Origin of the sequence: Desertibaculum subflavum, assembly GCA_003576705.1 — a bacterium.
Classification (GTDB): Bacteria; Pseudomonadota; Alphaproteobacteria; order Ferrovibrionales; family Ferrovibrionaceae; genus Desertibaculum; species Desertibaculum subflavum.
In genome coordinates, this window is record QOZS01000006.1 from 66,214 (window position 1) to 93,055 (window position 26,842).

A 26,842-nucleotide genomic window follows, 5' to 3' on the forward strand; every position below is an offset into this window, starting at 1 on the left:
ATTTACAGCACGCCGAGCATGCTGGCGACCAGCGGGTGGCGCACCACATCGGCCTCGCCGAGCCGGACCACGGCGACGTCGCTCAGGGGCTCGAGCCTGCCGGCGATGTCCTTCAGGCCGGACAGCCCGTCGAGCAGGTCGGTCTGGTCGGGATCGCCGGTCAGCACCATGCGCGAGTTCCAGCCGAGCCGGGTCAGCAGCATCTTGATCTGGCCATAGGTGCAGTTCTGCGCCTCGTCGATCACGATGAAGGCATTGTTGAGCGTGCGGCCGCGCATATAGCCGACCGGCGCCACCTCGATCTGGCCTTCGGCGAGCAGGGCGCGCACTCGCTTGTTGCCGAGCCGGTCGCCGAGCGCGTCGTAGAGCGGCCGCAGATAGGGCGCGAGCTTCTCATGCAGGTCGCCGGGCAGGAAGCCGAGCGCCTCGCCCGCCTCGACCGCCGGCCGCGACAGCACGATGCGGCCGACGCGGCCTTCCTCGAAGGCCTCGACCGCGGCGGCGATGGCGAGATAGGTCTTACCGGTGCCGGCCGGGCCCAGCGCCACGGTCAGTGTGTAGTCGCCGATCGCCTCCATCAGGCGGCGCTGGTTGTCGCTCTGCGGCTTGACCCGCCGGGTGTAGTGGTGCTCGCGGTCCTCCGGCCGTTCGATCGGGTGCCAGCCGGTCCGATCCGGAAAGATCGGCTGGACCTTGCCGCCGTAATTCAGGGCTGCCGTGGCTCGGGACCGTTTCGCCATACGGGCTGTTCCTCGCTGTTGCTGGACCAAAGACGCGCATTGCACCGGGCGTGTGCCAGGGGTGACGGGTTCAGGGAACGTTGCAGAGGAGCGTGGCCGCGGCGATGCCGGGCGGCAGAGGAACGGGCGAGCGTCGTACGCGACAACAAGAGCCCCGATATGTCCTCGAGCGAATCGATAGCTCCGAGAATAGTCCCGGCCGAGTCGCGCCGCCACCCGGTTTTGTGGGTGTCACGAAGGATTCATACCGCATCTGGACGGGCGCCGTGCGGCAGCGCCGAAGTCGCGGTGATCGCGGTCACAGCCCGTCAACCAGCGGCCTGCCATCCTCAGGCTGGGAAGGATCGTGGTTGTTGCGATGAGCGGTGGCGTCCGCGTCGACTATTCCGATTACCGCCGTCTGATGCAGACGGCGCGCGAGCGGCTCGAGCGCTGGCTCGAGGATCCGCAGGCGCCGCCGGATTTTGCCGAAGCGCTGGCGCAGGTGAAGGCCTGCCTCGAGGCGACGGCGGGCGATGACGAGGCTACTTCTCGGTGAGCGTCCAGACGCCGTCCCAATCGTCGCCGGGCGGCTGTTCGGCATAGTAGACGCAGCGGTCGATATAGACCTTGGACGGGCCGTCCTCGGGATTGGCGGCGAGCGCCGCCTGAAAGGCTTGCCGCGCCGGCATCCACAAGCGGCTGCGATAGAGCGCAAGCCCTTCCTTGAAGCAGGCGAGCACCGTCTCGCCGTTCGGAAAGCTCTCTTCGGTGTGGTGGTCCAGCGCCTCGAAGATGGAGCCGGGCCGCTGCCGTCCCTTGACGCGGATCAGGTCGAGCTCGCGGAAGCGGTGCGGCCATTCGACGTGGTCGATCGTCTCGCCGGCGACCAGGACATGCGTGCCGTAATGCTTGTTGGCGCTTTCCAGCCGGGCGGCGAGGTTCACGCTGTCGCCGATCACGGTGTACTCCATGCGCTTCTCCGAGCCGATGGAGCCCGCCAGCACCGGGCCGGTGGCGAGCCCGATGCCGATCTCGATCGCCTCCAGCCCCTTGGCCGCGCGGCGCTGGTTGAGGCCGCGCAGCGCCGTCATCATGCCGTTGGCGACGCGCAGCGCGTTGTCGGCATCGGAGCCGGAGACGATCGGCGCGCCGAAGGTCGCCATGATGGCGTCGCCGATATACTTGTCGAGAATGCCGCCATGGCGGAACACGATCTCGACCATCTCGCCGAAATACTCGTTCAGCATGGTGACGGTCTCGCGCGCCGTCATGCGCTCGACCAGCGAGGTGAAGCGGCGGATGTCGGAGAACAGCACGGTGGCGAGCTGCGAGCTCCCCTCCATCACCTCGCGGCCGCCTTCCAGGATCTTGTCGACCACCTCCTTCGCCATGTAGCGCGACATGGTGCTGCGCACCCGCTTCTCGCGGGTGATGTCCTCGAAGACCAGCATGTAGCCGATGGTCTGGCCCTTCAGGTCCTTCAGCGGCGCGACGGTCAGGTTGACCGAGGCGGCGGCGCTCTCCGGCAGCTTCAGCTCGGTATCGGCGTGGTAGTCGCTGCCGCCGGTGCGGCCGACATAGTCGAGGCTGCGCAGGATCCAGGGATTGGTCTCGGCGAACAGGTCGGCCACCGCCATCTGCTCGGCCTGGCCCTCGGCGATGCCGAGCAGGCGCTCCGCCGCCTCGTTCATCTTCACCACGCGGCGCTCGCGGTCGAGCGTGACCACGCCGTTGGTCAGCGATTTGAGCACGCTCTCGTTGTAGTTCTTCAGCTCCAGCACATCGGCGAACAGCCGCGCATTGGCGATCGAGATGGCGATCTGCGAGGAGAAGGTGCGGAGCAGGCGGATGTCGTGCTGGGTGAACGGGCCGCCGCGCTTGTTCAGCACCTGCAGCACGCCGACCGCACCGCCATAGCGATCGTCGACTGGCAGGCAGAGCAGGTTGCGGGTGCGGAAGCCGGAGCGCCGGTCGACCTCGGCGTTGAAGCGCGGATCGGCATAGGCATCGGCGATGTTCTGCGGCTTGCCGCTGGTGAAGGCCACCCCGGCGATGCCGGCATCGGAGGCGATGCGGATCTCGGCCAGCTCGGCGCCGGCGCCGGTCGCGACCTTGGACCAGAGCTCGCGCGTCTCCGGGTCGTACAGGAACAGCGTGGCGCGCTCGGCGTCGAGCAGGTCGTTGGTCGCCTCGACGATGCGGCCGAGCAGGGTGTCGATCTGCAGGTCGGAGGAGATCGCCTCGCTTATCTCCAAGAGGCGCGCCTGTTCGGACCGCGCCCGCTCCAGCGTCTCGTAGAGCCGGGCATGTTCCAGTGCGGCGGCAGCCTGGGCCGAGATCGCCTCCAGCAGATTGCGGTCGGCATCGCTGAACCGGGTGCCGCGATGATTGAGCGCCTGGGCGACGCCGATCACGCGCGCCGTCGGGTCGCGCATCGGCACGCAGAGGATGTCGCGGGTGCGGAAGCCGGATTGGCGGTCCACCTCCGGGTTGAACCGCTGATCGGCATAGGCGTCGGGCACGATGACCGCCTCGCCCTTGCGGAACACCGCGCCGGCGATGCCCGAACCGGCGGGCATGCGGATCTCGGTCACGCCGTCGCCGCTCAGCACGCGCGAGAACAGCTCGTCGGTTTCCGGATCGTGCAGGAACAGGCTCGCCCGCTCGGCATCCAGCAGCTCGCCGATCAGCCGGATCATGCGCGGCAGCATGCGGTCGAGCGACAGCGTGCCGGAGAGCGTGTTGACCACCTGGGCGAGTTGCGACAGCTGGCGGAGCGTCGCCGCCGCCTTCGCGGCCAGCGCCGCGTCGCCGCTGCCGAGGCCGGCGGCGAGTGCCTCCGTCTGCGCCACGTCGAGGCCGCGCGACAGCGCCAGGTCGATCAGGGCGGCGGGCTCGACGGTCATTCCATTCCCCGGCGCCGAGTGTATCGTGCGGCGGCCAGCGCGCGATAGCGGCGTCGAGACAGCATGCCGATCAGTTGATGAAGGCGGTCCTAATTTCCGCGGCGGTTCTCGCCGCCGTCGCGCTGTCGCTGTACGTCGCCTCGCGTCTCGTGGAGGCGGCGGTGGAGCGGGCGCACCCGCCGCGCGGCGATTTTGTCGAGCGCAACGGCATCCGCCTGCACGTGCTGGACCAGGGCAGCGGGCCGGCGGTGGTGCTGCTGCACGGCGCCAACGGCTCGGTCGGCGATTGGGCGGCGGTGTCGTCGCTGCTCGCCGATTTCCGCGTCGTCGCCATCGACCGGCCGGGCCACGGCTATTCCAGCCGGCCGGAACCCGGCCCCTGGACGCCCGACAAGCAGGCGGCGGCGATCCGCGAGGCGCTGGCCGCCATGTCGATATCGCGGCCGATCCTGGTCGGCTTCTCCTGGGGCGGCACGGTGGCGACGGCCTATGCGCTGGACCATCCGGCGGAGGTCGCCGGCATCGTGACCGTGGGCGCGCCGTTCAACGATTGGCCGACGCCGGTGAACGCCTCCTATCGCCTGCCGACCTGGCCGGTGGTCGGCCCGGCCTTCACCTACGGTCTCGCGCCGATCGCCGGCCGGCTGCTCGGCGACGCGATGACGGCCACGGTCTTCGCGCCGGAAACGCCGCCGCCGGCCTTCGCGGCCTCGCCCTGGCCGCTCGCGGTGCGCAGCCGCACCTACCTTGCCAATGCCGAGGACGTCCGGGAGCTGAAGCCGTTCCTGCTGCGCCAGAAGGCGCGCTATGCCGGCCTCGACCTGCCGGTCGAGATCCTGCACGGCACCGGCGACGGCGTGGTCTCTGTGGCGATCCATGCCAGGCCCGCGGCCGCGGCGATGCCGCAGGCGCGGCTGACCCTGGTCGAGGGCGCCGGCCACATGATCCCCTATACCCGGCCGGAGCTGGTGGCCGCGGCGATCCGCCGGATCGCCGCGAGCCCGCCGCGCTAGGCGCCGAGGAAGCCGACGATGCGCTTGGCCTCGCGCAGGATCGGCGCCGCCATGGCGGCGGCCCGCTCCGCGCCGTTCGCCAGCACGCCGTCGATATGGTCGGGATCCTTGACCAGGCGCTGCATCTCGGTGCCGATCGGCCCGAGCCTGGCGACCGCGAGGTCGATCAGCTGCGCCTTGAAGTCGGAGAACAGCTTGCCGCCGAAGTGGTGCAGCACCTGGTGGCGGGTGATGTCGTCCAGGGCGGCGTAGATGCCGACCAGGTTGTCGGCTTCGGGCCGCTTCTCCAGCTCCTCGATCGTCTCGGGCAGCGGATGCGGATCGGTGCGGGCCTTCCTGATCTTGTCGGCGATCTGGTCCGGACCGTCGGTCAGGTTGATGCGCGAATAATCGGATGGGTCCGATTTCGACATCTTCTTGGTGCCGTCGCGCAGGCTCATCACCCGCGTAGCCTCGCCCTGGATGATCGGCTCGGTGATCGGGAAGAACTCGACGCCGAAATCGTGGTTGAACTTCTGCGCGATGTCGCGGGTCAGCTCCAGATGCTGCTTCTGGTCCTCGCCGACCGGCACATGCGTCGCCTTGTAGACCAGGATGTCGGCCGCCATCAGCACCGGATAGGCATAGAGTCCGACGGAGGCGTTCTCGCGCTGCTTGCCGGCCTTCTCCTTGAACTGCGTCATGCGGTTGAGCCAGCCGAGGCGGGCGACGCAGTTGAAGATCCAGGCGAGCTCGGCATGCGCTGGCACCCGGCTCTGGTTGAAGATGATGTTCCGCTTCGGGTCGAGCCCGGCGGCCAGGAAGCTCGCCGCCACGGTGCGGGTCGCCTGGGTCAGCTCCTTCGGGTCCTGCCACATGGTGATCGCGTGCATGTCGACCATGCAGTACAGGCACTCGTAGTCGCCCTGCAGCGCCACGAAATTGCGGATCGCGCCGAGATAGTTGCCGAGATGCAGCTGGCCGGTCGGCTGCACGCCGGAGAAGATGCGGTTTGCCAAGGCTTTGGCCCTCGTGCCCAAGATCGGGCGGGGTTATGGCGGCTCCGCCGCGGGCGGTCAACTCAGGGCTGGGCCGTCGGCCTTCGGCGGATCTGCGCCCAGACCTCGGCCGCCCGCGCGGCGCCGAGCAGGTGGCACAGCGCGAAATACGCGACCGCGCCGCCGCCGACGATGAGGACCAGCGCCGCGACGCGATGCACGGTCGGGCCGTGCAGCCAGGCATCCAGCCAGTACGCCGCCAGCGCGACCAGCACGCCCATGCCGATGGCGGCGGCAATCTGCCGCGGCAGCACGCGCTTCAGCCGCCGGTCCATGCGCCAATGCTCGCGCCGGCGCAGCAGGTAGGAGAAGAGCAGGGCCTGCGCCCAGGCCGCCGTGCTGGTCGCGAGCGCGAGGCCGACATGGCCGAGCGGGCGGATCAGCGCGAGGTTGAGGGCAAGATTGACCGCGACCGCGGCCAGCGCGACCCGCAGCGGCGTCACCGTGTCGCCGCGGGCATGGAAGCCCGGCACCAGCACGCGGATCAGGATGAAGGCGGGCACGCCCATGCCATAGGCCATCAAGGCCTGCGCGGTCCCGGCGGTCTCCGCCGGGCCGAAGGCGCCGCGCTCGAACAGCACGCGGATGATCGGCTCCGGTATCGCGACCATCGCGACGGCGGCCGGCAGGGTCAGCAGCAGGCCGAGCTCGATGCCGCGGTTCTGGTGCGCCATGCCCTGGGCCACCCGTCCGGCGGCGATCTCGCGCGACAGCAGCGGCAGAAGGGCGGTGCCGAGCGCCACCCCGATGATGCCGAGCGGCAGCTCCATCAGCCGGTTGGCGTAGAACAGGAACGAGATGGCGCCGGCCGGCAGCAGCGAGGACAGCATCAGGTTGACGAACAGGTTGATCTGCACCGCGCCGGCGCCGATCGCGGCAGGCAGCATGCGGCGCAGCATCAGCCTTACCTCGGGCGTCAGCCGCGGCCATGGCAGCCGCAGCGGCAGGCCGAGGCGCCGGCAGGCGATGGCGAGCCAGAGGAATTGCAGCACGCCCGCGATCGAGACGGCCCAGGCCAGCGCATAGGCGAAATCGCCGGCAAGCCCGTGCGCGATCAGCAGCGCGACGATCAGGCAGAGGTTGAACATGATCGGCGCGGCGGCGGCGGCGGCGAACCGGTCGAAGGCGTTCAGCACGCCGGCCAGGAGCGAGACCAGGCTGATGAACAGGAGATAGGGAAAGGTCAGCCGCAGCAGGTCGGTGGTCAGCGCGAAGCGCTCGGGGTCGCCGATGAAGCCCGGGGCCAGCACGGTGATCAGCTGCGGCGCGAAGATCTCGCAAAGGCCGGTGAACACCAACAGGGTGGCGAGCAGGGCGGACAGCGCCGCCTCGGCGAAGCTGAAGGCGGCCGGCCGGCCGCCCTGGCTCAGCCGCTCGGCGAAGATCGGCACGAAGGCGGCATTGAACGCCCCTTCGGCGAACAGGCGGCGGAACATGTTGGGCAGCTGCAGGGCGACGAAGAACGCATCCGCCGCCAGGCCGGCGCCGAGTGTCGCCGCGGTCAGCAGATCGCGGACGAAACCGAGGATGCGGCTGGCGAGGGTGAGACCGCCGACGGTGGCGACGGAGCGGATCAAGGACATCGGCGCGGAAGATGGCCGAATTCGCTTCCGGAAGAAAGCGAGCGCGAGGTCAGACGCCGTCCGTCCCGGTGGCGAGCTGCTCGAACGAAGCGAGCAGGCTGCGCAGCTCGGCTTCCGCGGCGGGACCGGCGCGATGCTCCGGTTCGCGGCCGGGGCCGGGGCCGGCTTCGGGCAACCCGGCGGCCTCGGCGCCGGGCGGCATGCCGACCGCCCGCACCAGCGCAGTCCACAGCGCCGCCGGATCGATCGGCTTGGCCAGGAAGTCGGTCATGCCGGCGGCAAGGCAGTCGTTGCGCTGGCTGTCCATCGCGTGCGCGGTCAGGGCGATGATCGGCATCGTCGCCGCGTGGCCGCCCAGTGCCCGCAGCGCGCGCGTGGTGGCGAAACCGTCCATCCGCGGCATCTGGATGTCCATCAGGATGGCGTCGTAGCGCGTGGCGCGGGCGGCGGCCAGCGCTGCCTCGCCGTCGGTCGCCATGTCGGCACGGCAGCCGAACTGGGCGAGGATGGTGGCCATGATCTGCCGGTTGACCGGATGGTCGTCGACGATGAGCAGGTTCAGCCGATCCGGCAGGGGGCCGGCGGGGGCATTCGGCGCGTCGGCTTCGCCGGCCGGCGGGTTTGCCGCGGCGGCCGGCAGATCGACCGGGATGGTGAAGGCGAAGGTGCTGCCGCGGCCCGGCATGCTGTCCACCGTGATGGCGCCGCCCATCAGCTCGACCAGCTCGCGGCAGATGGCGAGGCCGAGGCCGGTGCCGCCGAAGCGCCGGGACGTGCTGGCATCCGCCTGGACGAAACGTTCGAACAGCCGCGGCCTGGCATCCGCGGCGATGCCGATGCCGGTATCTCGCACGGCGAAGGCGAGGCGGATCCGGCCGTCCTGGATCGGTCGCGAAGTCACCTCCAGGACGACCTCGCCGAAATCGGTGAATTTGACGGCATTGCCCAAGAGGTTGAAGAGGATCTGGCGGATCCGGCCGGCATCGGCGCGCAGCACCGGCGGCACGTCGGCGGCGATCGTGTAGTGCAGCCGAAGGCCCTTGGCGCTCGCCTTGGGGTGCAGCAGGCCGACCGTCGCCTCGATCACATGACCGAGGGTGAAATCGACCGGATCGATCTCGATCCGGCCCTCCTCGAGCTTGGTCAGGTCGAGGATGTCGTTGATGATGGCGAGCAGGCCCTGGGCGGATTCGACGGCGATCGATGCGTGGTCGCGCTGCGTATCGTCCAGCCTGGAGGCGAGCAGCAGCTCGAGCATGCCGATGACGCCGTTCATCGGCGTGCGGATCTCGTGGCTCATCATCGCCAGGAATTGCGACTTGGCGCGATTGGCCGCCTGCGCCACGTCGCGCGACGCGGCGAAATCCTTGGCCATGCGCGACAGCTGCACGGCCTGCTCCTCCAGCCGCCGGCGCGCCGCTTCCAGCTCGCCGATATAGCGTTCGAGCTCGTCCTGGTTGCGGCGCAATGCGGCCTCGTTGCGCTTCAGGTCGGAGATGTCGGTGAAGGTGAAGACGACATGCCCGCCGCTCGCCGGCTTGGCGATGGCGCGCCAGCAGCGGCCGTCCGGTCCGTCGCATTCGATCGGGGCCCAGTCCTCGGGACGGCCTCTGTCGCCGATTGCCTCGAGCAGCCGCTGGGTATTGAGCGCTCCGTGCGTGTCGCCGAAAGTGCGGCGCTGCAGATCCAGGATCTCGGCCAGCGTGAGGCCGACCAGCGATCCGCAACGCGCGCGCAGCATCGGCATGTAGCGCTCGTTGTGCAGCCTGAGGCGCCCGTCGCGGTCGAACAGGCTGAAGCCCGCATCGATCGCTTCGATGGCGTCGCGCAGCAGGAACTCCGCCCGCTTCATTGCCGTGATGTCGGTGCCGATGGCGACCAGGCCGCCGCTCGGAGTGCGCGTCTTGCTGACCCGGATCCAGCGGCCATCGGGCAGCATCCGGTCGTCCGGATGCGGGGGTGGATTGCGCTGGGTGTCGATGCGCTCCGCGATCCAGGCGTCGCGGTCGGCGATCTCCTCGCGCTGCGTCACCTCCCCGGCGGCCACGGCCACCAGTTCCGCGTGAGTGCGTCCGCGCAGATCGCCGAGCTGCCGCAGGCTCGGGTAATCGTCGATGAACTGCCGATTGCAGATCACCAGCCGGTCATGCTCGTCCCACAGGACGAAGTTGTCCGGCATGCTGTCGATCGCCTGGCGCAGGGCAGTGAGTTCGTGGTCGGCCGCTGCCGCAGACATGGCGGCGCGGCGACGCAGCCGGTGCCAGGCGAAAGCCGCGCCGGCCATCGCGCCGAGAGCGAGGCCGAGCAGCAATCCGCCTGCCGCGGGCAGCAACGGCACCGCCGCCGGCGCAGCCGCATCGGCCGCCGAGGCCATGCCCGGTGGCAGCGTCAGCGCGATCGCCGCGAGAGCTCGGCCGAGAACCGATAACGCTTGCCGGGACATGAGTCCGGATGGTGGCAGTTGACCCTGCCGGCATGCTTGCCTTCGGCCATCAAGGAAGGGTTAACCGCGAAGTGCCGCGGCGCGACACGGCAGGTTACTCGGCGGCGGTCGCCGTCTCGCGGCTGCGCTGAGCCTGCTTCGGCCGCGGCGCCTTGCCATCGGCCGCGGTGCCGTCCGGCGCGGCCAGGGCCTGCAGCAGGCGCCGCTCGATCGCCGCCAGCTTGTGCTTCTGGTCGATCTTCAGGCCGAACATGTCCTTGACGTAAAACACGTCCACCGCCCGCTCGCCATAGGTCGAGATCTGCGCCGAGGAGATCGAGAGCGAGAGACGGTACATCGCATAGGTCAGGTCGTGCAGCAGGCCCGGGCGGTCGCGGCCGTTGACCTCGATCACCGTATGCGTCGCCGAGGCCTCGTTGTCGAACAGGACCAGCGGCGCCACGGTGAACACGTCGGTCCGCTTCGGCCAGGTGCCGCGCGACTTGGCGAGCACGTCGCGCAGATTCACCTCGCCGCCCAGCGCCCGCTCGATCGAGGCCGAGAGCCGGGCCAGGCGGTCGGGCCGGTCGAAGGCGCTGCCGTCGCTCTCCTGGATCGAGAAGGCGTCGAGCGCCATGCCGTCGCCGGTCGTGAAGATCTTGGCTTCCAGGATGTTGGCGCCGGCGATCGCCATGGCGCCGGCGATGCGCGCGAACAGGCCCGGATGGTCGGGTGTGAATACGGTGACCTCGGTGACGGCGCGGAACCGGTCCGAGCGCGTCTCGACGGTCAGCGACTGTCCGGCGCGCTCGGCCTGGCGCACCATGCGGGCGTGGCGGACATGGGTGTCGGTGTCGAAGGCGAGCCAGTAGGAGGCGGCATGGCGGCGGAGATAGCGCTCCGACTCGGCCGGCGGCCAATCGGGGAGCTGGGCGCGCAGCGCCTCCTGGGCGCCGCGCACGCGCGCCTCGCGCCCTTCGGTCGCATGCCCGCCGGAAAGCGCGTTCTCGGCCTGGAAATAGAGCTCGCGCAGCAGCTGGCCCTTCCAGCCGTTCCACACGGTCGGCCCGACGGCGCGGATATCGGCGACGGTCAGCACGAGCAACAGGCGAAGCCGCTCCAGGCTCTGCACCCGTCCGATGAAGTCGGCGACCGTCTTGGGATCGGAGATGTCCCGCTTGAAGGCGGTCGCGCTCATGGCGAGGTGCCAGCGCACCAGCCAGGCGACCGTCTCGGTCTCCTGCTCGCTCAAACCGACGCGCGGGCAGAGCTTCAGCGCCACCTCCTCGCCCAGCACCGAGTGGTCGCCGCCGCGGCCCTTGGCGATGTCGTGCAGCAGCACGGCGAGGTAGAGCACGCGTCGCGACTTGATCTGGTGGATCACCTTGTGGGAGAGCGGGTGGTCGTCGGCGAGCTCGCCCTTCTCGATGCGGGACAGCAGGCCGATGGCGCGGATCGAGTGCTCGTCCACCGTGTACACGTGGTACATGTCGTGCTGCATCTGCGCGACGACGCGGCCGAAATCCGGGATGAAGCGGCCGAACACGCCGGCCTCGTTGAGGCGGCGGAGCGTCGTCTCCGGATCCTTCTCCGACGTCAGCATCTCCAGGAGCAGCCGGTTGGCTTCCGGATCGGCGCGCAGCTTGGCATTGATCAGCCTGAGGTGCTGGCGGATCTGCCGCAGCGCGTTCGGGTGGATGTCGAGGTTGCGTGCCTGCGCCACGTGGAACAGGCGCAGCATCTCGATCGGCTTCTCGGCGAAGACCTTGTCGTCCTTGACGTCGAGCCTGGTGCCGTCGAGCACGAAGCCCTCGACCTCGCGCTTGCGCAGGCCGAAGCGGGCGAGGCCGAACTTGGCCTTGCGCTTGTGCTGCTGCTCCAGTGCCGCGCAGAAGATGCGCGTCAGATCGCCGACATCCTTGGCGATCAGGAAGTAGTGCTTCATGAACCGCTCGACGCCGCGCGTTCCGGCGTGATCGGTGTAGCGCATGCGCGTCGCGAGCTCGCGCTGCACGTCGAAGGTGAGCCGCTCCTCCGGCCGGCCGGCCAGGTAATGCAGGTGGCAGCGCACCGTCCACAGGAAGGCCTGGGCGGACTGGAAGCGGCGGTTCTCCTCGACGGTGAAGACGCCCTCGTCGACCAGGTCGGCGATCGAATTGTTCTGGTAGAGATACTTGGCGATCCAGAACAGCGTGTGCAGGTCGCGCAGGCCGCCTTTGCCGTCCTTGATATTGGGCTCGACGACGTAGCGGGAATCGCCCATCCGCTGGTGCCGCTGGTCACGCTCGGTGAGCTTGGCCTCGATGAAGTCGGGCCCGGTACCGGCAACGACCTCCTTGAGGAAGCGCAGGCGCAGCTTACGCGGCAGCTCTTCGTCGCCCCAGATGTAGCGTGATTCGAGCAGCGCGGTGCGGATGGTCAGGTCCTGCTTGGCGAGGCGGATGCAATCGTCGAGCGAGCGCGTCGAGTGCCCGACCTTGAGCCCCATATCCCAAAGCAGGTAGAGCATGAGCTCCACCACCTGCTCGCCCCAGGCGGTCTGCTTGTAGGGAAACAGGAACAGCAGATCGATGTCGGATTGCGGCGCCAGCTCGCCGCGGCCATAGCCGCCGACCGCGACGACCGAGAGCCGCTCGCCGGCCGTGCGGTTGGCGAGGCGGAACACCCGCTCGGTCGCGAGGTCGTGGATCACCCGGATCAGCTGGTCGATCAGGAAGCTGTACTCGCGGGCGCAGACGAGGCCGGCATCGGCGACGCGCGCGCCGTCGAAGCGGAGCCGGATCTCGGCCCGCCCGGCGGCCAGCGCCTCCTTCAGCAGGCCGAGCGCCGCGTTGCGGAAGGCCGGCTGCTCGACCGGCAGCTCGTCCGCAAGCTTTTCCAGCCCCGCGGTCAGATCGCGGCGGCGGATGAGGTCGCGGGGATTGCGGATCTCGATCATCGGCTCCGGGGGCAGGCGGCGCGGTGAATATTGGTGGGCGGCATCCAGGTTACAATCGGATTCTGAACGCTTTGATCCGGCGCCGCCGCGCCGGGACGGTGGCGCCGGGCTGGGCCTTCATTCCAGTCTACGCCATTATCGATAATTCGCTTATAGTCGTTGCCACCATGGTCCCGGAAGCCTTCGGGGCGCTGGCGTCGCAGATCCTCAGGGAGGGGACATGAAACGGAGAGGCTTCATCGCCGGCATGGCCGGCGGCATCGCGCTGGCATTCGCGTCTACGGCCGCGTCTGCCCAGACCATCACGTTGAACGGCGCGTCCCAGTTCAACGACGACCACGCCTTCACCAAGTCGATGGTGAAGTTCGAGGAGCTGGTGAAGAAGTACTACGGCAAGCCGGTCAACTTCGTGCTGCACAAGAACAGCGCGCTCGGCCTGGAGAAGCAGTATTTCGAGTACATGGCGCAGGGCCGGGCGGTGGACTACGCGATCGTCTCGCCGGCGCATATGTCGACCTTCTCCAAGGCGGCGCCGTTCATCGACGCGCCGTTCCTGTTCCGCGACCTCGCGCATTGGAACAAGGTGCTGGACCAGGACGTGCTGAAGCCGATCGCCGACGAGATCGCGCAGAAAGCCGATGTCATGCTGATCGGCTATGCGGGCGGCGGCGTGCGCAATGTCTTCGCCAACAAGCCGGTGCGCAACATGGCGGAGCTGAAGGGCCTGAAGGTGCGCGTGCAGGGCGCGCCGATCTGGTCGAAGACCTTCGCGGCAACCGGCATGTCGCCGACCGTCATCGCCTATAACGAGGTCTACAACGCGATCCAGAACGGCGTGATCGAGGCCGGCGAGAACGAGGCGGCCGGCGTCGAGCAGATGAAGTTCTACGAGGTGGGCCCCAACCTCGCGATGACCGAGCACGCCATCACCATCCGGCCGCTCTGCTTCTCCGGCAAGACGTTCAAGAAGCTGCCGGCCGACCTGCAGGCGGCGATCGTTAAGGCGGGTGTCGAGGCGGGCGCCTATGGCCGGCAGATCGAATCGGGCGAGGACGCGGCCAAGCTCGACACGCTGGAGAAAGCCGGCAAGCTGAAGCGCATTCCGTTTGCCGATCGCGACCAGTTGAAGAAGCTGGTCGATCCGGTGATGGCGTCCTACGCCAAGGAGATCGGCGCCGACCAGATCCTGGCCAAGATCAACGCCATCAAGTGATCGTCTCCGGTGCCGGCGGGCCCTGCCGCCCGCCGGCGCCGCGTCGTTTCGGGAAATCGTGATGCCGTCATCTATCGCGCGCGGTCCGCTCCGCCGGCTGACCGAGTGGTATGCCCGTCTGCTGTCCTGGCTGCTGGTGCTGAGCGTCGCCGTGCTGGTGATTCCGGTGACCTTGCAGATCTTCTCGCGCTTCACCCACCTCATCCCGCATTACATCTGGACCGAGGAGATGGCGCGTCTTCTCTTCATCTGGATGATCATGATCGGCGCCAATGTCGGCATCCGCGAGGGCGCGCATTTCGTCGTCGATGTCTGGCCGCGGCTGACGCCGCGGCTGGCCGCGACGCTCGATCTCGTTGCCGGCATCTTCGTGCTGGCCTTCGCCTTCGTCTTCCTGTGGTGGGGCATCGAGTTCACCGAGTTTGCCCTGAACCGCATATCGGAACTGGCGGAGCTGCCGCTCTGGATGATCCACGTCGCCTGGCCGATCACCGGCTTCACCTGGATCGTGTTCATGGGTGAGCGGATGTGGGACGACCTGCGCGTCGTCACGGGGGCGGTGCGATGAGCGGCGCCAACATCCTGTCGGCCGGCACCGCCAGCCTGATCCTGTTCGGCATCTTCTTCGGCCTGCTCGCGCTGCGCGTGCCGGTGGCGGTGGCGCTCGGCCTCGCCTGCCTGCCGATCATGCTGATCGAGCCGCACCTCTCGCCGATGAACATCGTCGGCGAGACCTTCAACGCCTACAATTCCTTCATCCTGCTGGCGGTGCCGTTCTTCCTGCTGACCGCCAACCTGATGAACGTGGGCGGCATCACCAACCGGCTGGTGCGGCTCTCGCGCGCCCTGGTCGGGCATTTCCCGGGCGGGCTCGCCCAGATCAACGTCGTGCTGTCGATCTTCTTCGCCGGCATCTCGGGCTCCTCCACCGCGGATGCGGCGAGCCAGTCGAAGATCTTCATCGAGGCGCAGCGCAGGGAAGGCTACGACGACAGCTTCTCGGTGGCGATCACCGCCGTATCGGCCGTGCTGGCGGTGATCGTGCCGCCGTCGATCCTGATGATCGTCTGGGGCGGCGTGCTGACCGTCTCGATCGGCGGCCTGTTCCTGGCCGGCATCGTGCCGGGCCTGCTGATCGGCCTGGTGCAGATGATGACCGTGCACGCCTATGCCAAGGCGCGCGGTTATCCGACCTATCCGCGGGCCACGGCGCTGGAGGCGCTGAAGGCCATGGTGATCTCCGTGCCGGCGATGATGACCCCGGTCATCATCATCGGCGGCAAGATCTTCGGCTGGTTCACGGCGACGGAATCCGCCTGCATCGCCGTGCTCTATGCGGGCACCTTGTCGCTGCTGGTCTATCGCGAGATGGACCTGAAGGGGCTCTATGCGGCGCTGCTCGATACCGGCAAGCTCGCGGCGGTCGCTCTGTTCTGCGTCGGCACGGCCTCGGCCTTCGGTTGGCTGCTGGCCTATTACCAGATCCCCAAGGTTCTGCTGGAGGACGTGCTGAGCTGGGGCATGGGCCGGATCTCGACCGGCTTCTTCATCGCCCTGGTCTTCCTGGTGGTGGGCTGCTTCCTCGATGCCATTCCGGCCATCATCATCGTCGGCACGATCCTGCAGCCGCTCGCCCAGGCGGCGGGAATGGACCCGATCCACTTCGCCATGGTCGGTATCGTTTCGCTGGCCTTCGGCCTAGTGACGCCGCCCTACGGTCTCTGCCTGCTGATCTCCTGCGCAGTGGCCGGAATCCGCATGGCGGATGCGCTGAAGGATACCTGCATCATGCTGCTGCCGATGCTCGGCGTGCTGGCGCTTGTCATCCTGTGGCCGGATGTGGTGCTGTTCCTGCCCAGTTTGATCTCGCCACAGTTCCTACGGTGAAGCTTTGCCCTTCAGGGCCATCGTCTACGGTCTTGTGATCCTTGTCCTGGCCGCCTGCGAAGGAAGCAGCGGCGGCGGCACCTCGAGCGAGGACGCGCGGACGCCCGAGGCCAGCGCCTTCTTTCTGACCGGCGAGGATACGATCGAGGTGCGGGGCTTCGGCCGCATGCCGCTCGATCACGCCGAGCTGATTGCGCCCGACGGCACCACGCAGACGGCGCTCGACCGGCGCAACGAGCGCGTTGCGGACGACTATGTGAGCCGGCCTACGGTCGGGATCGGCGGCGGAGGCGGATCGCGCGGCGCCGGTGTCGGCGTCGGCCTCAGCTTCCCGATCCTGGACGATCGGCCCGCCGGCGTCTGGTACCGCAGCCGGGCGAGCTTTCCGATTCTTGACATGGCGCTCTACCGCGTCACATGGCGCGACTGGCGTATCCGCATGCGGTTTCAGGGCGCCGATGGTCCGACGCGTCAGGTCGAGCTGCCGGCGCCGGAGCCGCCAATAGCGCCATCTGGGCCGCCGCCTTCCGCGGCGCCGCCAAGCAGGCCGTAGAGGCGATAGACGAGATCCAGCGCGCCGCGCGGCGTGAGGTCGTCGGGGCGGATCTCGCGCAGGGCGGCCTCGACCGGCGAAGCCCGCTCCGCCGGCTCGGTCCGGCGGGCCGCCTGGAACAGCGGCAGGTCCTCGGCAAGGCGGCCGCCAGCGCCCCCCGCGCGGCCCTTTTCCAGCCGATGCAGCACCTCGTCGGCCCGCGCCAGCACGGCCGGCGGCAAGCCGGCCAGGCGCGCGACCTGGATGCCGTAGGAGCGGTCGGCCGCGCCGGGGCCGACCTCGTGCAGGAACACGACGTCGCCCTTCCACTCCTTGACCCGCATGGCGTGGTTGGCGAGCTCGCCGAGCCGGCCGGCGAGCGCGGTGAGCTCGTGGTAATGCGTGGCGAACAGCGCGCGGCAACGGTTCACGTCGTGCAGGTGCTCGACCGTTGCCCAGGCGATGGAGAGCCCGTCGAAGGTCGCGGTGCCGCGGCCGATCTCGTCCAGTATCACCAGCGCCCGGGCGCCGGCCTGGTTGAGGATCGCCGCGGTTTCGATCATCTCGACCATGAAGGTGGACCGCCCGCGGGCGAGATCGTCGGCGGCACCGACCCGGCTGAACAGCCGGTCCACGATGCCGATATGGGCGGCCTCCGCCGGTACGAAGCTGCCGATCTGCGCCAGGATGGCGATCAGCGCGTTCTGCCGGAGGAAGGTGCTCTTGCCGGCCATGTTGGGGCCGGTCAGCAGCCAGAGGCGCCGGCCCTCGCCGAGATCGCAATCGTTCGGCACGAAGCCGCCGGCGCCCGATGCGTCGAGCGCTGCCTCGACCACCGGATGGCGGCCGCCCTTGATGGCGAAGGCAAGGCTGCGGTCGACCTCGGGCCGGGTCCAGCGTCGCTCGACCGCCAGCTCGGCGAGCGCGGCGGCGGCATCGATCACGGCGACGCTCGCCGCAGCCGCCATAATGCGCCGCGCCTCCGCCAGCACGGCGGCGCCAAGCTCGGCAAAGATTTCGAGCTCCAGCGCCAGCGCGCGCTCGCCGGCCTGCATGATGCGGGTCTCGAGATCGGCAAGCTCGGCGCTGGAGAAGCGCATCGCATTGGCCATGGTCTGGCGATGCGCGAAGCCCGAGCCCAGCCGCTCGGCATGGCGCGGCGCTACCTCGATAAAGAAGCCGAGCACGTTGTTGTGGCGGATCTTGAGCCCGGGGACGCCGGTCTCTTCGGCATAGCGAGCCTGCAGCTGCGCCACCAGCCGCCGGCTTTCGTCGCGCAAGGCGCGATGCTCGTCGAGATCGGGGCGGAAGCCCGCCGCGACGAAACCGCCGTCGCGGGCGAGCAGCGGCGGATCCTCCGCCAGCGCGCGGCCGAGCAGGGTCACCAGCTCGCCATGCAGTCCGAGATCGGCGAGCGCGGCGTCGAGCAGAGCCGGGCGGCCAAGCGGCATGCCGTCGACCAGTCGCCGCTTCAGGCGCTCGCCGGCGGCGAGACCGTCGCGGATTGCGGCGAGGTCACGCGGGCCACCGCGGCCGAGCGAGAGGCGCGATAGCGCGCGCTCGATATCGGGCGCTTCGGCCAACATCTTCCGCAGCGCCTGCCGCAGGGCGGCGTCGCCGGCGAGAGCTTCCACGGCATCGTGACGCTCGCCGATCGGCGCCGGGTCGGTGAGCGGCGTGCGCAGCCATTCGTCGAGCCGGCGGGCGCCGAGGCCGGTAACGGTGCGGTCGATGGTGGCAAGCAGGCTGCCGCGGCGCTCGCCGGCGAGCGTGTGGGTGAGCTCCAGGTTGCGCCGCGTGGCGGCATCGATCGCCATCACCGCATCCGGCTCGATCCGCGCCGGCGGCTTGATCAGCGGCAGCTTGCCGCGCTGGGTGACTTCGACATAGTCGATCAGCGCGCCGAGCGCGGCGACCTCCGGACGCGAAAAGGCGGCGAAGCCGTCGAGCGTGGCGACGCCGAGCGTGTCCTTGAGCCGTCGCTCGCCGCTGATGCTGTCGAACCGGGCGCCGGGCAACGGCGTGGCGCGGATGCGGTGCTCCAGCTCGATCTCGGGCACCAGCCCCTCCGGCAGCAGGATCTCGGTCGGGGCGAGGCGGGCGAGCTCGGCCGGCAGACCGGCGCCGTCCATCTGGCGCGACAGGAGATCGCCGGTCGAGACATCGATCCAGGCGAGCCCGAGCCTTCCGTCGACCCGGGCCAGCGCCGCGAGATAGTTGTGCGTGCGGGCGTCGAGCAAAGTGTCTTCGGTCAGGGTGCCGGGCGTGACCAGGCGCACCACCTCGCGGCGCACCACGGCGCGCGAGCCGCGCTTCTTCGCCTCCGCCGGGTCCTCCATCTGCTCGCAGATCGCGACCTTGTTGCCGGCGCGGATCAGGCGGGCGAGATAGCCCTCGGCCGCATGCACCGGGACGCCGCACATCGGAATGTCCTGGCCGTCATGCTTGCCGCGCTTGGTCAGCGCGATGTCGAGCGTGCGCGCGGCGATCACCGCGTCGTCGAAGAACAGCTCGTAGAAATCGCCCATGCGATAGAACAGCAGCGCGTCGGCATGATCCCGCTTGATGGCAAGGAACTGCGCCATCGAGGGCGTGGCGTCGACGGTGCGGGCGGGCGCATCGCTCGGGGAGGACATCGCCCGCTCCTACCCCGCCGGCCGGGCCGGCGCAATGCGCGCGGCACCACGTCGGGCCAGGCCGGCGGCGCGCGGGCGGGTACTTAACTGAGATCGCGGAACTGGCGCTTCAGGTTGTAGTCGGGATGCGTCACCTCGGTTTCGAGGCCGGCCAGACGCTCCTCCAGCTCGTGGAACCTCGCCTTCAGCGCGGCGAAGGTGTCGGTCGGCTTGATGGTCACGTTGCGCCAGAAATCGGCTTCCTCGCGCGGCGGCTCCGGCGCGGTTTCCGGACGCTGCGGCAGGATGAAGGCGAGCGCGATATAAGCGAGGCCGACGATCCACGGGAAGAGGATGAAGCCGACGATGGTCGCCGCGCGCACCACGCCGCGGCGCAGGCCGAAATAGTCGGCGATACCGGCGCAGACGCCGAACAGCTTGCCGCGGCGGCGCTGCCGGCACAGGCGATGCGGGTTGGGCGATTCGAAGCCGGCTTCATCCGCGCGCATATGGGCGTCCCATTGCCGGCGCCAATAGCGCTCCCTCCGGCGCCAGCGGCGATCGCGTTTGCTCATGGCGTCTCCTTCCGCGGCGCCTCGCCGCCCTCGTGCACGATCTGCTCCAGGTTGGCGATGCGCGCCTCCAGGCGCTTCGCGCTGGCCCAGAGATCCCCCAGCATCCGCTCGTCATCCGGCGACAGGCCGCGCTGGCTGCGCCACAGGGTCAGGTAGTGGAACACGATCCAGAGCGGCGCGACGATGGTGAGCGCGATAATGCCGAGGACAAAGACGAAGAAGCTCATGCGCCGGACCCGCCGCTGCGGGCACCGACGCGGGCCTTGAGCGCGGCGAACTCCGCCTCGACCCGGGAATCGGCCTCGAGCGACGCGAACTCATCGGCAAGCGTCTTGCCGCGGCCCATGGAGATCGCCTCGGCCCGGCCTTCCAGCTCGTCGAGCTGGCGCTCGACATGCTCGAAGCGGGCGAGCGCGTCGTGGATGCGCTCGTCATGCAGCTTCTCGCGCAACCGCACGCGGTTGGCCGCCTGTTCGTGGCGCACCACCAGCACCTTCTCGCGCTGCTTCGCCTCGGTCAGCTTGGCCTGCAGCTTGGTGATGTCCTCGGTGGTCCGCGCCACCGCGGTGTCGATATCGGTGAGCTGCTTCTCGTGGTCGGCGATGGCGTCGGCATAGCGCGCCTTGGCCACCAGTGCCGCCTTGGCGAGATCCTCGCGGCCCTTGGCGAGGGCGAGCTCGGCCCGTGCCTCCCAGGCCTCGCGCTCCTTCGCCGCGCCGGCGATGCGCCGCTCCAGCTCCTTCTTCTCGGCCAGGGTCTTCACCGCCGAGGCGCGCACCTCGACCAGGGTGTCCTCCATCTCCTGGATCATCAGGCGGATCAGCTTGCGCGGATCCTCGGCCCGGTCGAGCAGCGAGTTGAGGTTGGCGTTCACGATATCGGCGAGGCGAGAGAAGATACCCATTTGGCCCTCCAGCGAGCGGTTGCGGCCTGCTACGCAACCGGCGTGCCAGAGACGGATGAATGGTTAAGTCGTTGTTTTCACTGGGGTCGAGCGCGAGGCGCCTTAATGCATGGAGCGTGTTCTATCGAATCTTGAGAGATTACGCTATTCTGCGGCGTAAATGGCGACATCAACCCCAGATCCTTCGCTGCCTCCCTTGATCGGCGAGGCGGCCGCGTTTGCCGGCGTCTTGTCCGAAGTGTCGCGGATGGCACCGCTGGCGCGACCGGTCCTGGTGGTCGGCGAGCGGGGGACGGGCAAGGAGCTGATCGCAGCCCGACTGCACTACCTATCGCGCCGGTGGGAACAGCCGTTCCTCAAGCTCAATTGCGGCGCGCTGCCGGAGACCTTGCTGGAGGCCGAGCTGTTCGGCCACGAGGCCGGCGCCTTCACCGGCGCGTTGCGGCGGCGCCTGGGACGCTTCGAGCTTGCCGATGGCGGCACGCTGTTCCTCGACGAGATCGCCTCGGCCGGCGCCGCGGTGCAGGAGAAATTGCTGCGCGCCATCGAATACGGCGAGTTCGAGCGCCTCGGCTCGAGCGAGACGCGGCGCGGCGACGTCCGGGTGATTGCCGCGGCCAATGTCGATCTGCCGGAGCTGGTGGCGGCGGGGCGCTTCCGGGCCGACCTGCTCGACCGGCTGGCCTTCGACGTGGTGACGCTGCCGCCGCTCCGGGCCCGGCGCGGCGACATTCTGCTGCTGGCCGAGCATTTCGGCCGCGCCATGGCGCGCGAGCTTGGCCGGCGCTTCGCCGGCTTCGCGCCCGCGGCGCGCGCGGCCCTGGAGGGGCATGACTGGCCCGGCAATGTGCGTGAGCTGAAGAACGTTGTGGAGCGGGCGGTCTATCGCGCCGAGGCCGAGGACCGGTTGATCGCGGAAGTTACCCTGGACCCGTTCGCCTCACCGTTCCGGCCGGCCGCGGCGCCTGCCGCCGCTGACGCGACGCCGGCAAATGAACCCGCCACCCCGCCCGAGCGGTCCTCGCCAGCGCCGGGATTCGCCGACCGGGTCGCCGCTTTCGAGCGCGAACTGATCGAGGAGGCGCTCCGCCGGCAGCGCCACAACCAGCGGCGCGCGGCCACGGCACTCGGTCTCACCTATCACCAGTTCCGCCACCAGCTCAGGCGCCACGGCCTGATCGGCATCGCGTAACGGTTATCGGGGCCGGTTTGACCTGCGGGAGGGGGGGCCTTAGCGTCGCGCGGAGCGGGAGGAATCCGAAAACCGATGAGCGACGACCGTTTCAGGAGCCTGTACGACGAGGCCCTCAAGTTCCATGCGCGCGGCCGGCCGGGCAAGCTCGAGATCAAGGCCACCGTGCCGATGGCGACGCAGCACGACCTGTCGCTGGCCTATTCGCCGGGCGTCGCCGCCCCCTGCCTCGCCATCCAGAAGGACCCCGACGCCGCCTACGACTACACCTCGCGCGGCAACATGGTGGCGGTGATCTCGAACGGCACCGCCGTGCTCGGCCTCGGCAATCTCGGGGCGCTCGCCGGCAAGCCGGTGATGGAAGGCAAGGCGGTGCTGTTCAAGCGCTTCGCCGACGTCGATTCCATCGACCTGGAAGTGGCGACCGAAGACGTCGACGAGTTCGTCAATTCCGTGCGCTTCCTCGGCCCCTCCTTCGGCGGCATCAACCTGGAGGACATCAAGGCGCCGGAATGCTTCATCATCGAGCAGCGCCTGCGCGAGCTGATGGACATCCCGATCTTCCATGACGACCAGCACGGCACCGCCATCATCTCCGTCGCCGGCCTGATCAACGCGCTGGACCTGACCGGGCGTTCGCTGAAGGACATCAAGCTGGTGGTGAACGGCGCCGGCGCCGCCGGCATCGCCTGCCTGGAGCTGGTCAAGGCGATGGGCATGCCGCACGGCAACGCCGTCCTCTGCGACACCAAGGGCGTGATTTACAAGGGCCGCACCGAAGGCATGAACCAGTGGAAGTCGGCGCATGCGGTCGAGACCAGGGCGCGCACCCTGGATGAGGCGATGAAGGGCGCCGACGTGTTCTTCGGCCTCTCGGCCAAGGGCGCGGTGACGCGCGAGATGCTGCGCACCATGGCGGCGAAGCCGATCGTCTTCGCCATGGCCAATCCGGATCCCGAGATCACGCCGGAAGAGGCGCTGTCGGTCCGCCCCGACGCGATCATGGCGACCGGCCGCTCCGACTATCCGAACCAGGTCAACAACGTCCTCGGTTTTCCCTACATCTTCCGCGGCGCGCTGGACGTGCGGGCGCGCACCATCAACGACGCGATGAAGATCGCCGCCGCCGAGGCGATCGCGCGGCTGGCGCGCCAGGACGTGCCGGACGAGGTGGCCGCCGCCTATCGCGGCAAGCGCCTGCAATACGGGCCGGAATACATCATCCCGGCGCCGTTCGATCCGCGCCTGATCGAGGAAGTGCCGATGGCGGTGGCCAAGGCGGCGATGGAGTCCGGCGTGGCGCGCCGGCCGATCATCGACACGCACGGCTATCGCCAGGAGCTGCGGGCGCGCCTCAATCCGATGGCAGGCGCGCTCCACCTGGTCAGCACCTTCGTCGAGGAGCATCCCAAGCGCATCGTCTTCGCCGAGGGCGAGGAGGAGAGCGTGATCCGCGCCGCCATCGCCTTCCGCAACGAAGGCTACGGCACGCCGATCCTGGTGGCGCGGCAGAAGGTGGTCCAGGAATGCGTGAAGCGGCTCGGCCTCGGCTCGCTCGACGGCGTCGAGTTCCAGGATCTGGACCTCAATGCGCACGAGAAGGAGGATGTCGACTTCCTCTACAGCCGCTTGCAGCGCCAGGGCAGCCTGTACCGCGACTGCCAGCGCCTGGTGCACCGCAATCGCAACGTTCTGGCCGCCTGCATGGTGGCGCGCGGCCGGGCCGACACCATGGTCACCGGCGTCACGCGCAACTATTTCGACGCATTGCGCGACATCCAGATGGTGATCGATCCGCTGCCGGGCCAGAAGGTGTTCGGCCTGACCATGATCATCTCGAAGGGCGGCCGCACCGTGTTCATCGCCGACACGACGGTGCACGAGCTGCCGACGCCCGACGATCTGGCGGCGATCACCGTGCAGACGGCGCAGATCGCCCGCGGCCTCGGGCACGAGCCGCGCGTGGCGCTGCTCTCGTACTCGAATTTCGGCAACCCGATGCGCGAGCGCGCCCAGCACGTTCGCAAGGCCGTGCAGATGCTGCACGCGATGGATCTCGACTTCGAATGCGACGGTGAGATGTCGGCCGACGTGGCGCTCAATGCCGAGCTGCTGGCGGTCTACCCGTTCTCCCGCCTCTCGGGTCCGGCGAACGTGCTGATCATGCCGGCGTTGCACGCGGCCAATATAGGCTCCGGCATGCTGCAATCGCTGGGCGAGGGCGAGGTGATCGGCCCGCTGCTGATGGGCCTTGCCAAGCCGGTGCAGATCGCGCCGATGGGGACCACGGTGCGCGGCCTGGTTAATTTCGCGCTGGTGGCGGCGCGGCAGACGACGCTCTGACGGGGGCAGGGGGCACGGCATGAACATTGCGGCAATCGGCGGCTACCTCGCCTATGCGGGGGGAGGCCTGGTCCTGGTCGTGATCGGGCTCGCCATCTACTCGATCGTCACGCCCTATCATGAGCTGAAGCTGATCCGCGCCGGCAACGAGGCGGCGGCGTTCAGCTTCGGCGGCACGGCGATCGGGCTTTCGATCGCGATCTACAGCGTCGCGGCGCACAGCATCGGCTATCTCGACATGATCGTCTGGAGCGCCATCGCCGTGGTCGGCCAGCTGATCGCCTTCCTGCTGGTGGCGGTGGTGCTGACCGGCTTCAAGCAAGGTATCGAATCCGGCAAGACTTCCTATGGTATAGCGCTCGGTGCGTTCTCGATTGCCGTCGGCCTGCTGAATGCCGGCGCCGTCACGACCTGAGGAGGGTAAAATGCGTCGTTCCAGACGGATTGCCACGCTGCTGGTCGGCACCGCAACGCTTTTGGTGCTGACCGCGTGCGACGAAGATCCCGCCTCCGACGCCAAGCTCTACAGCGATCTCGAGGCCTGCAAGGTCGAAAATACGCCGGAGGAGTGCGACAAGGCGTTTGGCGCCGCCAAAGCCTTTCACGCCCAGGAAACCCCGCGCTATCGCAGCCAGGCCGAATGCGAGGATCTGTTCGGCCAGGGCCGTTGCGAACAGGCACCCGCCGTCGCGAGCGGCCTTGCCGGCCAGTCGACGCCGGGACAGCCGACACCGGGCCAGACCGCACCGGGCCAGACGGCCTCGACCGGCAGTTTCTTCATGCCGGCGCTGATGGGCTTCATGCTGGGCCGCAGCATGTCCGGCTTCGGCTCGTCGGCAGGCTATCCGGTTTATGCAGATCGCCAGGGCTACGTCTACGCGGGCCGTCAGCAGCTCGGCACCTGCGTTCCGCCGCAGAACTGCCCGCGGCCAATGGGCAGCACGAGCTCGACACGCACCGGCGCGACGGGCATCTCTTCGTCCAGTGGTCGGTATGCCATCTCCTCGGCCGGAACCGGCACGGAGGCCGCCTCCCGTGCGGCCACGCGCGGCGGCTTCGGAACGACGGCCAGCCGCATGTCAAGCTCGTCCGGCAGCTGAGCCGGCCGTGGAGCGCGTCTCGACGCCGCCGCGCCCGGATTGGCGCGACAAGGTCGAAGGACTCGGCTTCGACTTCCACACCATCGACGCCGCGCCCTATTGGGACGAGCGCGCCTATTACCGCTTCACCGAGGCGCAGATCGACGAGATCGACGATGCGGCCGTGACGCTGCACAAGATGTGCCTGGAAGCGGTCGACTACGCGGTGACGGGCAACTTCCTCGACCGCTTCGGCCTGCCGCCCGGCGCGGCGGAGCTCGCGGCCGAAAGCTGGCGCCGGCGCGACCCGGATGTCTACGGCCGGTTCGACCTCGTCTATGACGGCAAGGGTCCGCCGAAGCTGCTCGAATACAACGGCGATACGCCGACCGCGCTGTTCGAGGCGGCGGTCGTGCAATGGCACTGGCTGCAGGATCTGCATGCCGATGCCGACCAGTTCAATTCGATCCACGAGGGCCTGGTGGAGCGCTGGCGCGAGCTGGCGCAGCAATTCCCGGGCTTTGCTTCCCTGCATCTCGCCTGCGCCATGCCCCATGCGGAGGACGAAGGCACGGTACGCTACCTGCAGGCGACGGCGCTGGAGGCGGGGCTCTCCACCAAGGTTCTGGGGATGCACGAGATCGGCTGGAACGGCCAGGAATTTCTCGACATGGAAGGCGAGCCGGTCCGTTTCCTGTTCAAGCTCTATCCGTGGGACTGGCTGCTGAAGGAGGATTTCGGCACTCATATCGGGCCGAGCGGCACCGCGATGATCGAGCCGGCCTGGAAAATGCTGGTGGCGAGCAAGGCGATCCTCTCGCTGCTCTCGCATAAGTTCCCGGACAGTCCCTATCTGCTGCCGGCGACCTTCGATGCGGCCGAAATCCCGAAGGGCGTGAAGGCGGTGAAGAAGCCGCTGCTCGGCCGCGAGGGCTCGAATGTTCAGGTGATCGAGGACGGCCGCGTCATCATGCAGAACGACGGCCCCTATGGCGAGGAGGGCTATGTCTATCAGGCCTTCCAGGCGCTGCCGGGCTTCGACCGCAATTATCCGGTGATCGGCGCCTGGATGGTGGGCGACAAGTGCCGCGGCATGGGCATTCGCGAGGACGACACGCCGATCACCCGCAATTCCAGCCGCTTCGTGCCGCACCTGTTCCGCTGAAGCCTCAGCGCGCGCAATACGCCTCGGTCTCGACCACCTGCACGTTGCGGATCTTGCTGCCCTTGCGCACGACGTATTCTGAGAGACCGACATTGCCCGGGCTGTCGGGGCTCCAATCATAGGTGTAGCCGAGACCGGTGAAAGGGAAGCCGGACCGCTCGCGCCCCTGACCGACGCGATAGGACCGCATCATCTGGCCGGCGAGCCAGGCGAGATGCGCGTCCGCCGCGGGCGTGCCGCTGCCATAGGCGACGTCGGGAGGAACCGCCGGGCATGACGTCGTCGTCACCGCCGGATCGGCACAGGGGCGGAAGACTTTGTTGCGGGCGACCTCGAAGGTGATGATGCGGCGGCCGGCGCCGGCGCCGGGCGGCAGCCCCAGGAGCTGCTCGACACGGCTCACCACCCGGTCGCGCGGAAAGGCGCTGCAGCGATCCTTCAGATGCGTCTCGGTGGTGATCCAGGTCTCGCCGTAGAGCGGCGAGCCGTAAGGTGGTGCCTGATAGCTCTGCCAATGTGGCGACCAGGACACTGCCTTGACCGTCTCGGTGGTGATCGGGACCAGCGCGGCGGCGGCGTCCGGCCCCTTCACTGCCGATCTGGCGATCGCATCCTCGTATTGCCGCTGGACGGTCGGCGCCGCGCAAGCCGACAGGACAGCAAGAAGGATGAGAGTGGCTGCCGCCCGCACACGACCGGTCATCGTTCCGCCCTCC

Annotated in this window: 22 protein-coding genes; 11 read left to right on the forward strand and 11 right to left on the reverse strand. The window is 68.7% G+C overall.

Going from position 1 to position 26,842, the window contains the following annotated elements; translation table 11 throughout:
• Positions 1-2: 2 nt before the first annotated feature.
• Positions 3-740: a PhoH family protein gene (locus tag DT074_RS04765; protein WP_119418676.1), complete on the reverse strand. Its 738-nt coding sequence runs from the start codon at positions 738-740 to the stop codon at positions 3-5.
• A 358-nt stretch (positions 741-1,098) separates the two neighbouring features.
• On the opposite strand from DT074_RS04765, the gene DT074_RS04770 reads away from it, so the two are divergent.
• Positions 1,099-1,278, forward strand: coding sequence for a hypothetical protein (locus DT074_RS04770; protein ID WP_119418677.1), 180 nt, complete (start codon positions 1,099-1,101; stop codon positions 1,276-1,278).
• On the opposite strand, the gene DT074_RS04775 is transcribed toward DT074_RS04770, so the two are convergent.
• Positions 1,265-3,628: a GAF domain-containing protein gene (locus DT074_RS04775; protein WP_119418678.1), complete on the reverse strand. Its 2,364-nt coding sequence runs from the start codon at positions 3,626-3,628 to the stop codon at positions 1,265-1,267. The genes DT074_RS04770 and DT074_RS04775 overlap by 14 nt on opposite strands.
• Positions 3,629-3,705: 77 nt before the next feature.
• On the opposite strand from DT074_RS04775, the gene DT074_RS04780 reads away from it, so the two are divergent.
• Positions 3,706-4,641, forward strand: coding sequence for an alpha/beta fold hydrolase (locus DT074_RS04780; RefSeq protein WP_119418679.1), 936 nt, complete (start codon positions 3,706-3,708; stop codon positions 4,639-4,641).
• Here DT074_RS04780 and trpS read toward each other — a convergent pair.
• The 4 genes from trpS to DT074_RS04800 all read right to left on the reverse strand — a co-directional run bounded on the left by trpS (position 4,638) and on the right by DT074_RS04800 (position 12,621).
• Positions 4,638-5,639, reverse strand: coding sequence for a tryptophan--tRNA ligase (trpS, locus tag DT074_RS04785; RefSeq protein ID WP_119418680.1), 1,002 nt, complete (start codon positions 5,637-5,639; stop codon positions 4,638-4,640). The two genes, DT074_RS04780 and trpS, sit on opposite strands and share 4 nt — an antisense overlap.
• A gap of 62 nt (positions 5,640-5,701) precedes the next feature.
• Complete coding sequence (gene murJ, locus DT074_RS04790; protein ID WP_119418681.1) at positions 5,702-7,261, reverse strand: murein biosynthesis integral membrane protein MurJ; 1,560 nt, start codon at positions 7,259-7,261, stop codon at positions 5,702-5,704.
• 49 nt (positions 7,262-7,310) lie between these two features.
• Positions 7,311-9,635, reverse strand: coding sequence for a response regulator (locus DT074_RS04795; protein WP_162914627.1), 2,325 nt, complete (start codon positions 9,633-9,635; stop codon positions 7,311-7,313).
• Between the two features lie 163 nt (positions 9,636-9,798).
• Positions 9,799-12,621, reverse strand: a complete 2,823-nt coding sequence (locus DT074_RS04800; protein WP_119418683.1) for a [protein-PII] uridylyltransferase — start codon at positions 12,619-12,621, stop codon at positions 9,799-9,801.
• Positions 12,622-12,841: 220 nt separating this feature from the next.
• On the opposite strand from DT074_RS04800, the gene DT074_RS04805 reads away from it, so the two are divergent.
• The 4 genes from DT074_RS04805 to DT074_RS04820 all read left to right on the forward strand — a co-directional run bounded on the left by DT074_RS04805 (position 12,842) and on the right by DT074_RS04820 (position 16,274).
• Positions 12,842-13,834 carry a TRAP transporter substrate-binding protein gene (locus DT074_RS04805; RefSeq protein ID WP_119418684.1) on the forward strand — a complete coding sequence of 331 codons (993 nt, stop codon included), beginning with the start codon at positions 12,842-12,844 and terminating at the stop codon, positions 13,832-13,834.
• 61 nt (positions 13,835-13,895) lie between these two features.
• The gene (locus tag DT074_RS04810; protein ID WP_119418685.1) at positions 13,896-14,402 is read left to right on the forward strand and encodes a TRAP transporter small permease; all 507 of its coding nucleotides are present in this window, start codon (positions 13,896-13,898) and stop codon (positions 14,400-14,402) included.
• Positions 14,399-15,721, forward strand: a complete 1,323-nt coding sequence (locus tag DT074_RS04815; protein ID WP_119418686.1) for a TRAP transporter large permease — start codon at positions 14,399-14,401, stop codon at positions 15,719-15,721. Before DT074_RS04810 ends, DT074_RS04815 begins: the two co-directional genes overlap by 4 nt.
• A gap of 4 nt (positions 15,722-15,725) precedes the next feature.
• The gene (locus tag DT074_RS04820) at positions 15,726-16,274 is read left to right on the forward strand and encodes a hypothetical protein (RefSeq protein ID WP_119418687.1); all 549 of its coding nucleotides are present in this window, start codon (positions 15,726-15,728) and stop codon (positions 16,272-16,274) included.
• Here DT074_RS04820 and mutS read toward each other — a convergent pair.
• From mutS to pspA, 4 genes are all read right to left on the reverse strand, one after another.
• The gene (gene mutS, locus DT074_RS04825; RefSeq protein ID WP_119418688.1) at positions 16,193-18,889 is read right to left on the reverse strand and encodes a DNA mismatch repair protein MutS; all 2,697 of its coding nucleotides are present in this window, start codon (positions 18,887-18,889) and stop codon (positions 16,193-16,195) included. The two genes, DT074_RS04820 and mutS, sit on opposite strands and share 82 nt — an antisense overlap.
• A gap of 83 nt (positions 18,890-18,972) precedes the next feature.
• Complete coding sequence (locus DT074_RS04830) at positions 18,973-19,443, reverse strand: PspC domain-containing protein (RefSeq protein ID WP_119418689.1); 471 nt, start codon at positions 19,441-19,443, stop codon at positions 18,973-18,975.
• Complete coding sequence (gene pspB / locus DT074_RS04835; protein WP_119418690.1) at positions 19,440-19,670, reverse strand: envelope stress response membrane protein PspB; 231 nt, start codon at positions 19,668-19,670, stop codon at positions 19,440-19,442. Before pspB ends, DT074_RS04830 begins: the two co-directional genes overlap by 4 nt.
• Entirely contained in the window at positions 19,667-20,347 is a 681-nt protein-coding gene (pspA, locus tag DT074_RS04840; protein ID WP_119418691.1) for a phage shock protein PspA, read from the reverse strand. The genes pspB and pspA overlap by 4 nt, the downstream gene beginning before the upstream one ends.
• Positions 20,348-20,507: 160 nt before the next feature.
• On the opposite strand from pspA, the gene pspF reads away from it, so the two are divergent.
• The 5 genes from pspF to DT074_RS04865 all read left to right on the forward strand — a co-directional run bounded on the left by pspF (position 20,508) and on the right by DT074_RS04865 (position 26,126).
• Positions 20,508-21,539 carry a phage shock protein operon transcriptional activator gene (gene pspF, locus DT074_RS04845; protein ID WP_119418692.1) on the forward strand — a complete coding sequence of 344 codons (1,032 nt, stop codon included), beginning with the start codon at positions 20,508-20,510 and terminating at the stop codon, positions 21,537-21,539.
• A gap of 75 nt (positions 21,540-21,614) precedes the next feature.
• Entirely contained in the window at positions 21,615-23,882 is a 2,268-nt protein-coding gene (locus tag DT074_RS04850; protein ID WP_119418693.1) for an NADP-dependent malic enzyme, read from the forward strand.
• 19 nt (positions 23,883-23,901) lie between these two features.
• Positions 23,902-24,297, forward strand: coding sequence for a DUF350 domain-containing protein (locus tag DT074_RS04855; RefSeq protein WP_119418694.1), 396 nt, complete (start codon positions 23,902-23,904; stop codon positions 24,295-24,297).
• Positions 24,298-24,307: 10 nt separating this feature from the next.
• Positions 24,308-24,982, forward strand: coding sequence for a DUF1190 domain-containing protein (locus DT074_RS04860; RefSeq protein WP_162914628.1), 675 nt, complete (start codon positions 24,308-24,310; stop codon positions 24,980-24,982).
• A 7-nt stretch (positions 24,983-24,989) separates the two neighbouring features.
• Positions 24,990-26,126: a glutathionylspermidine synthase family protein gene (locus DT074_RS04865; protein ID WP_119418696.1), complete on the forward strand. Its 1,137-nt coding sequence runs from the start codon at positions 24,990-24,992 to the stop codon at positions 26,124-26,126.
• 4 nt (positions 26,127-26,130) lie between these two features.
• Here the strand turns inward: DT074_RS04865 and DT074_RS04870 are convergent, their stop codons facing one another.
• Complete coding sequence (locus DT074_RS04870; RefSeq protein ID WP_162914629.1) at positions 26,131-26,829, reverse strand: hypothetical protein; 699 nt, start codon at positions 26,827-26,829, stop codon at positions 26,131-26,133.
• Between the last annotated feature and the right edge of the window lie 13 nt (positions 26,830-26,842).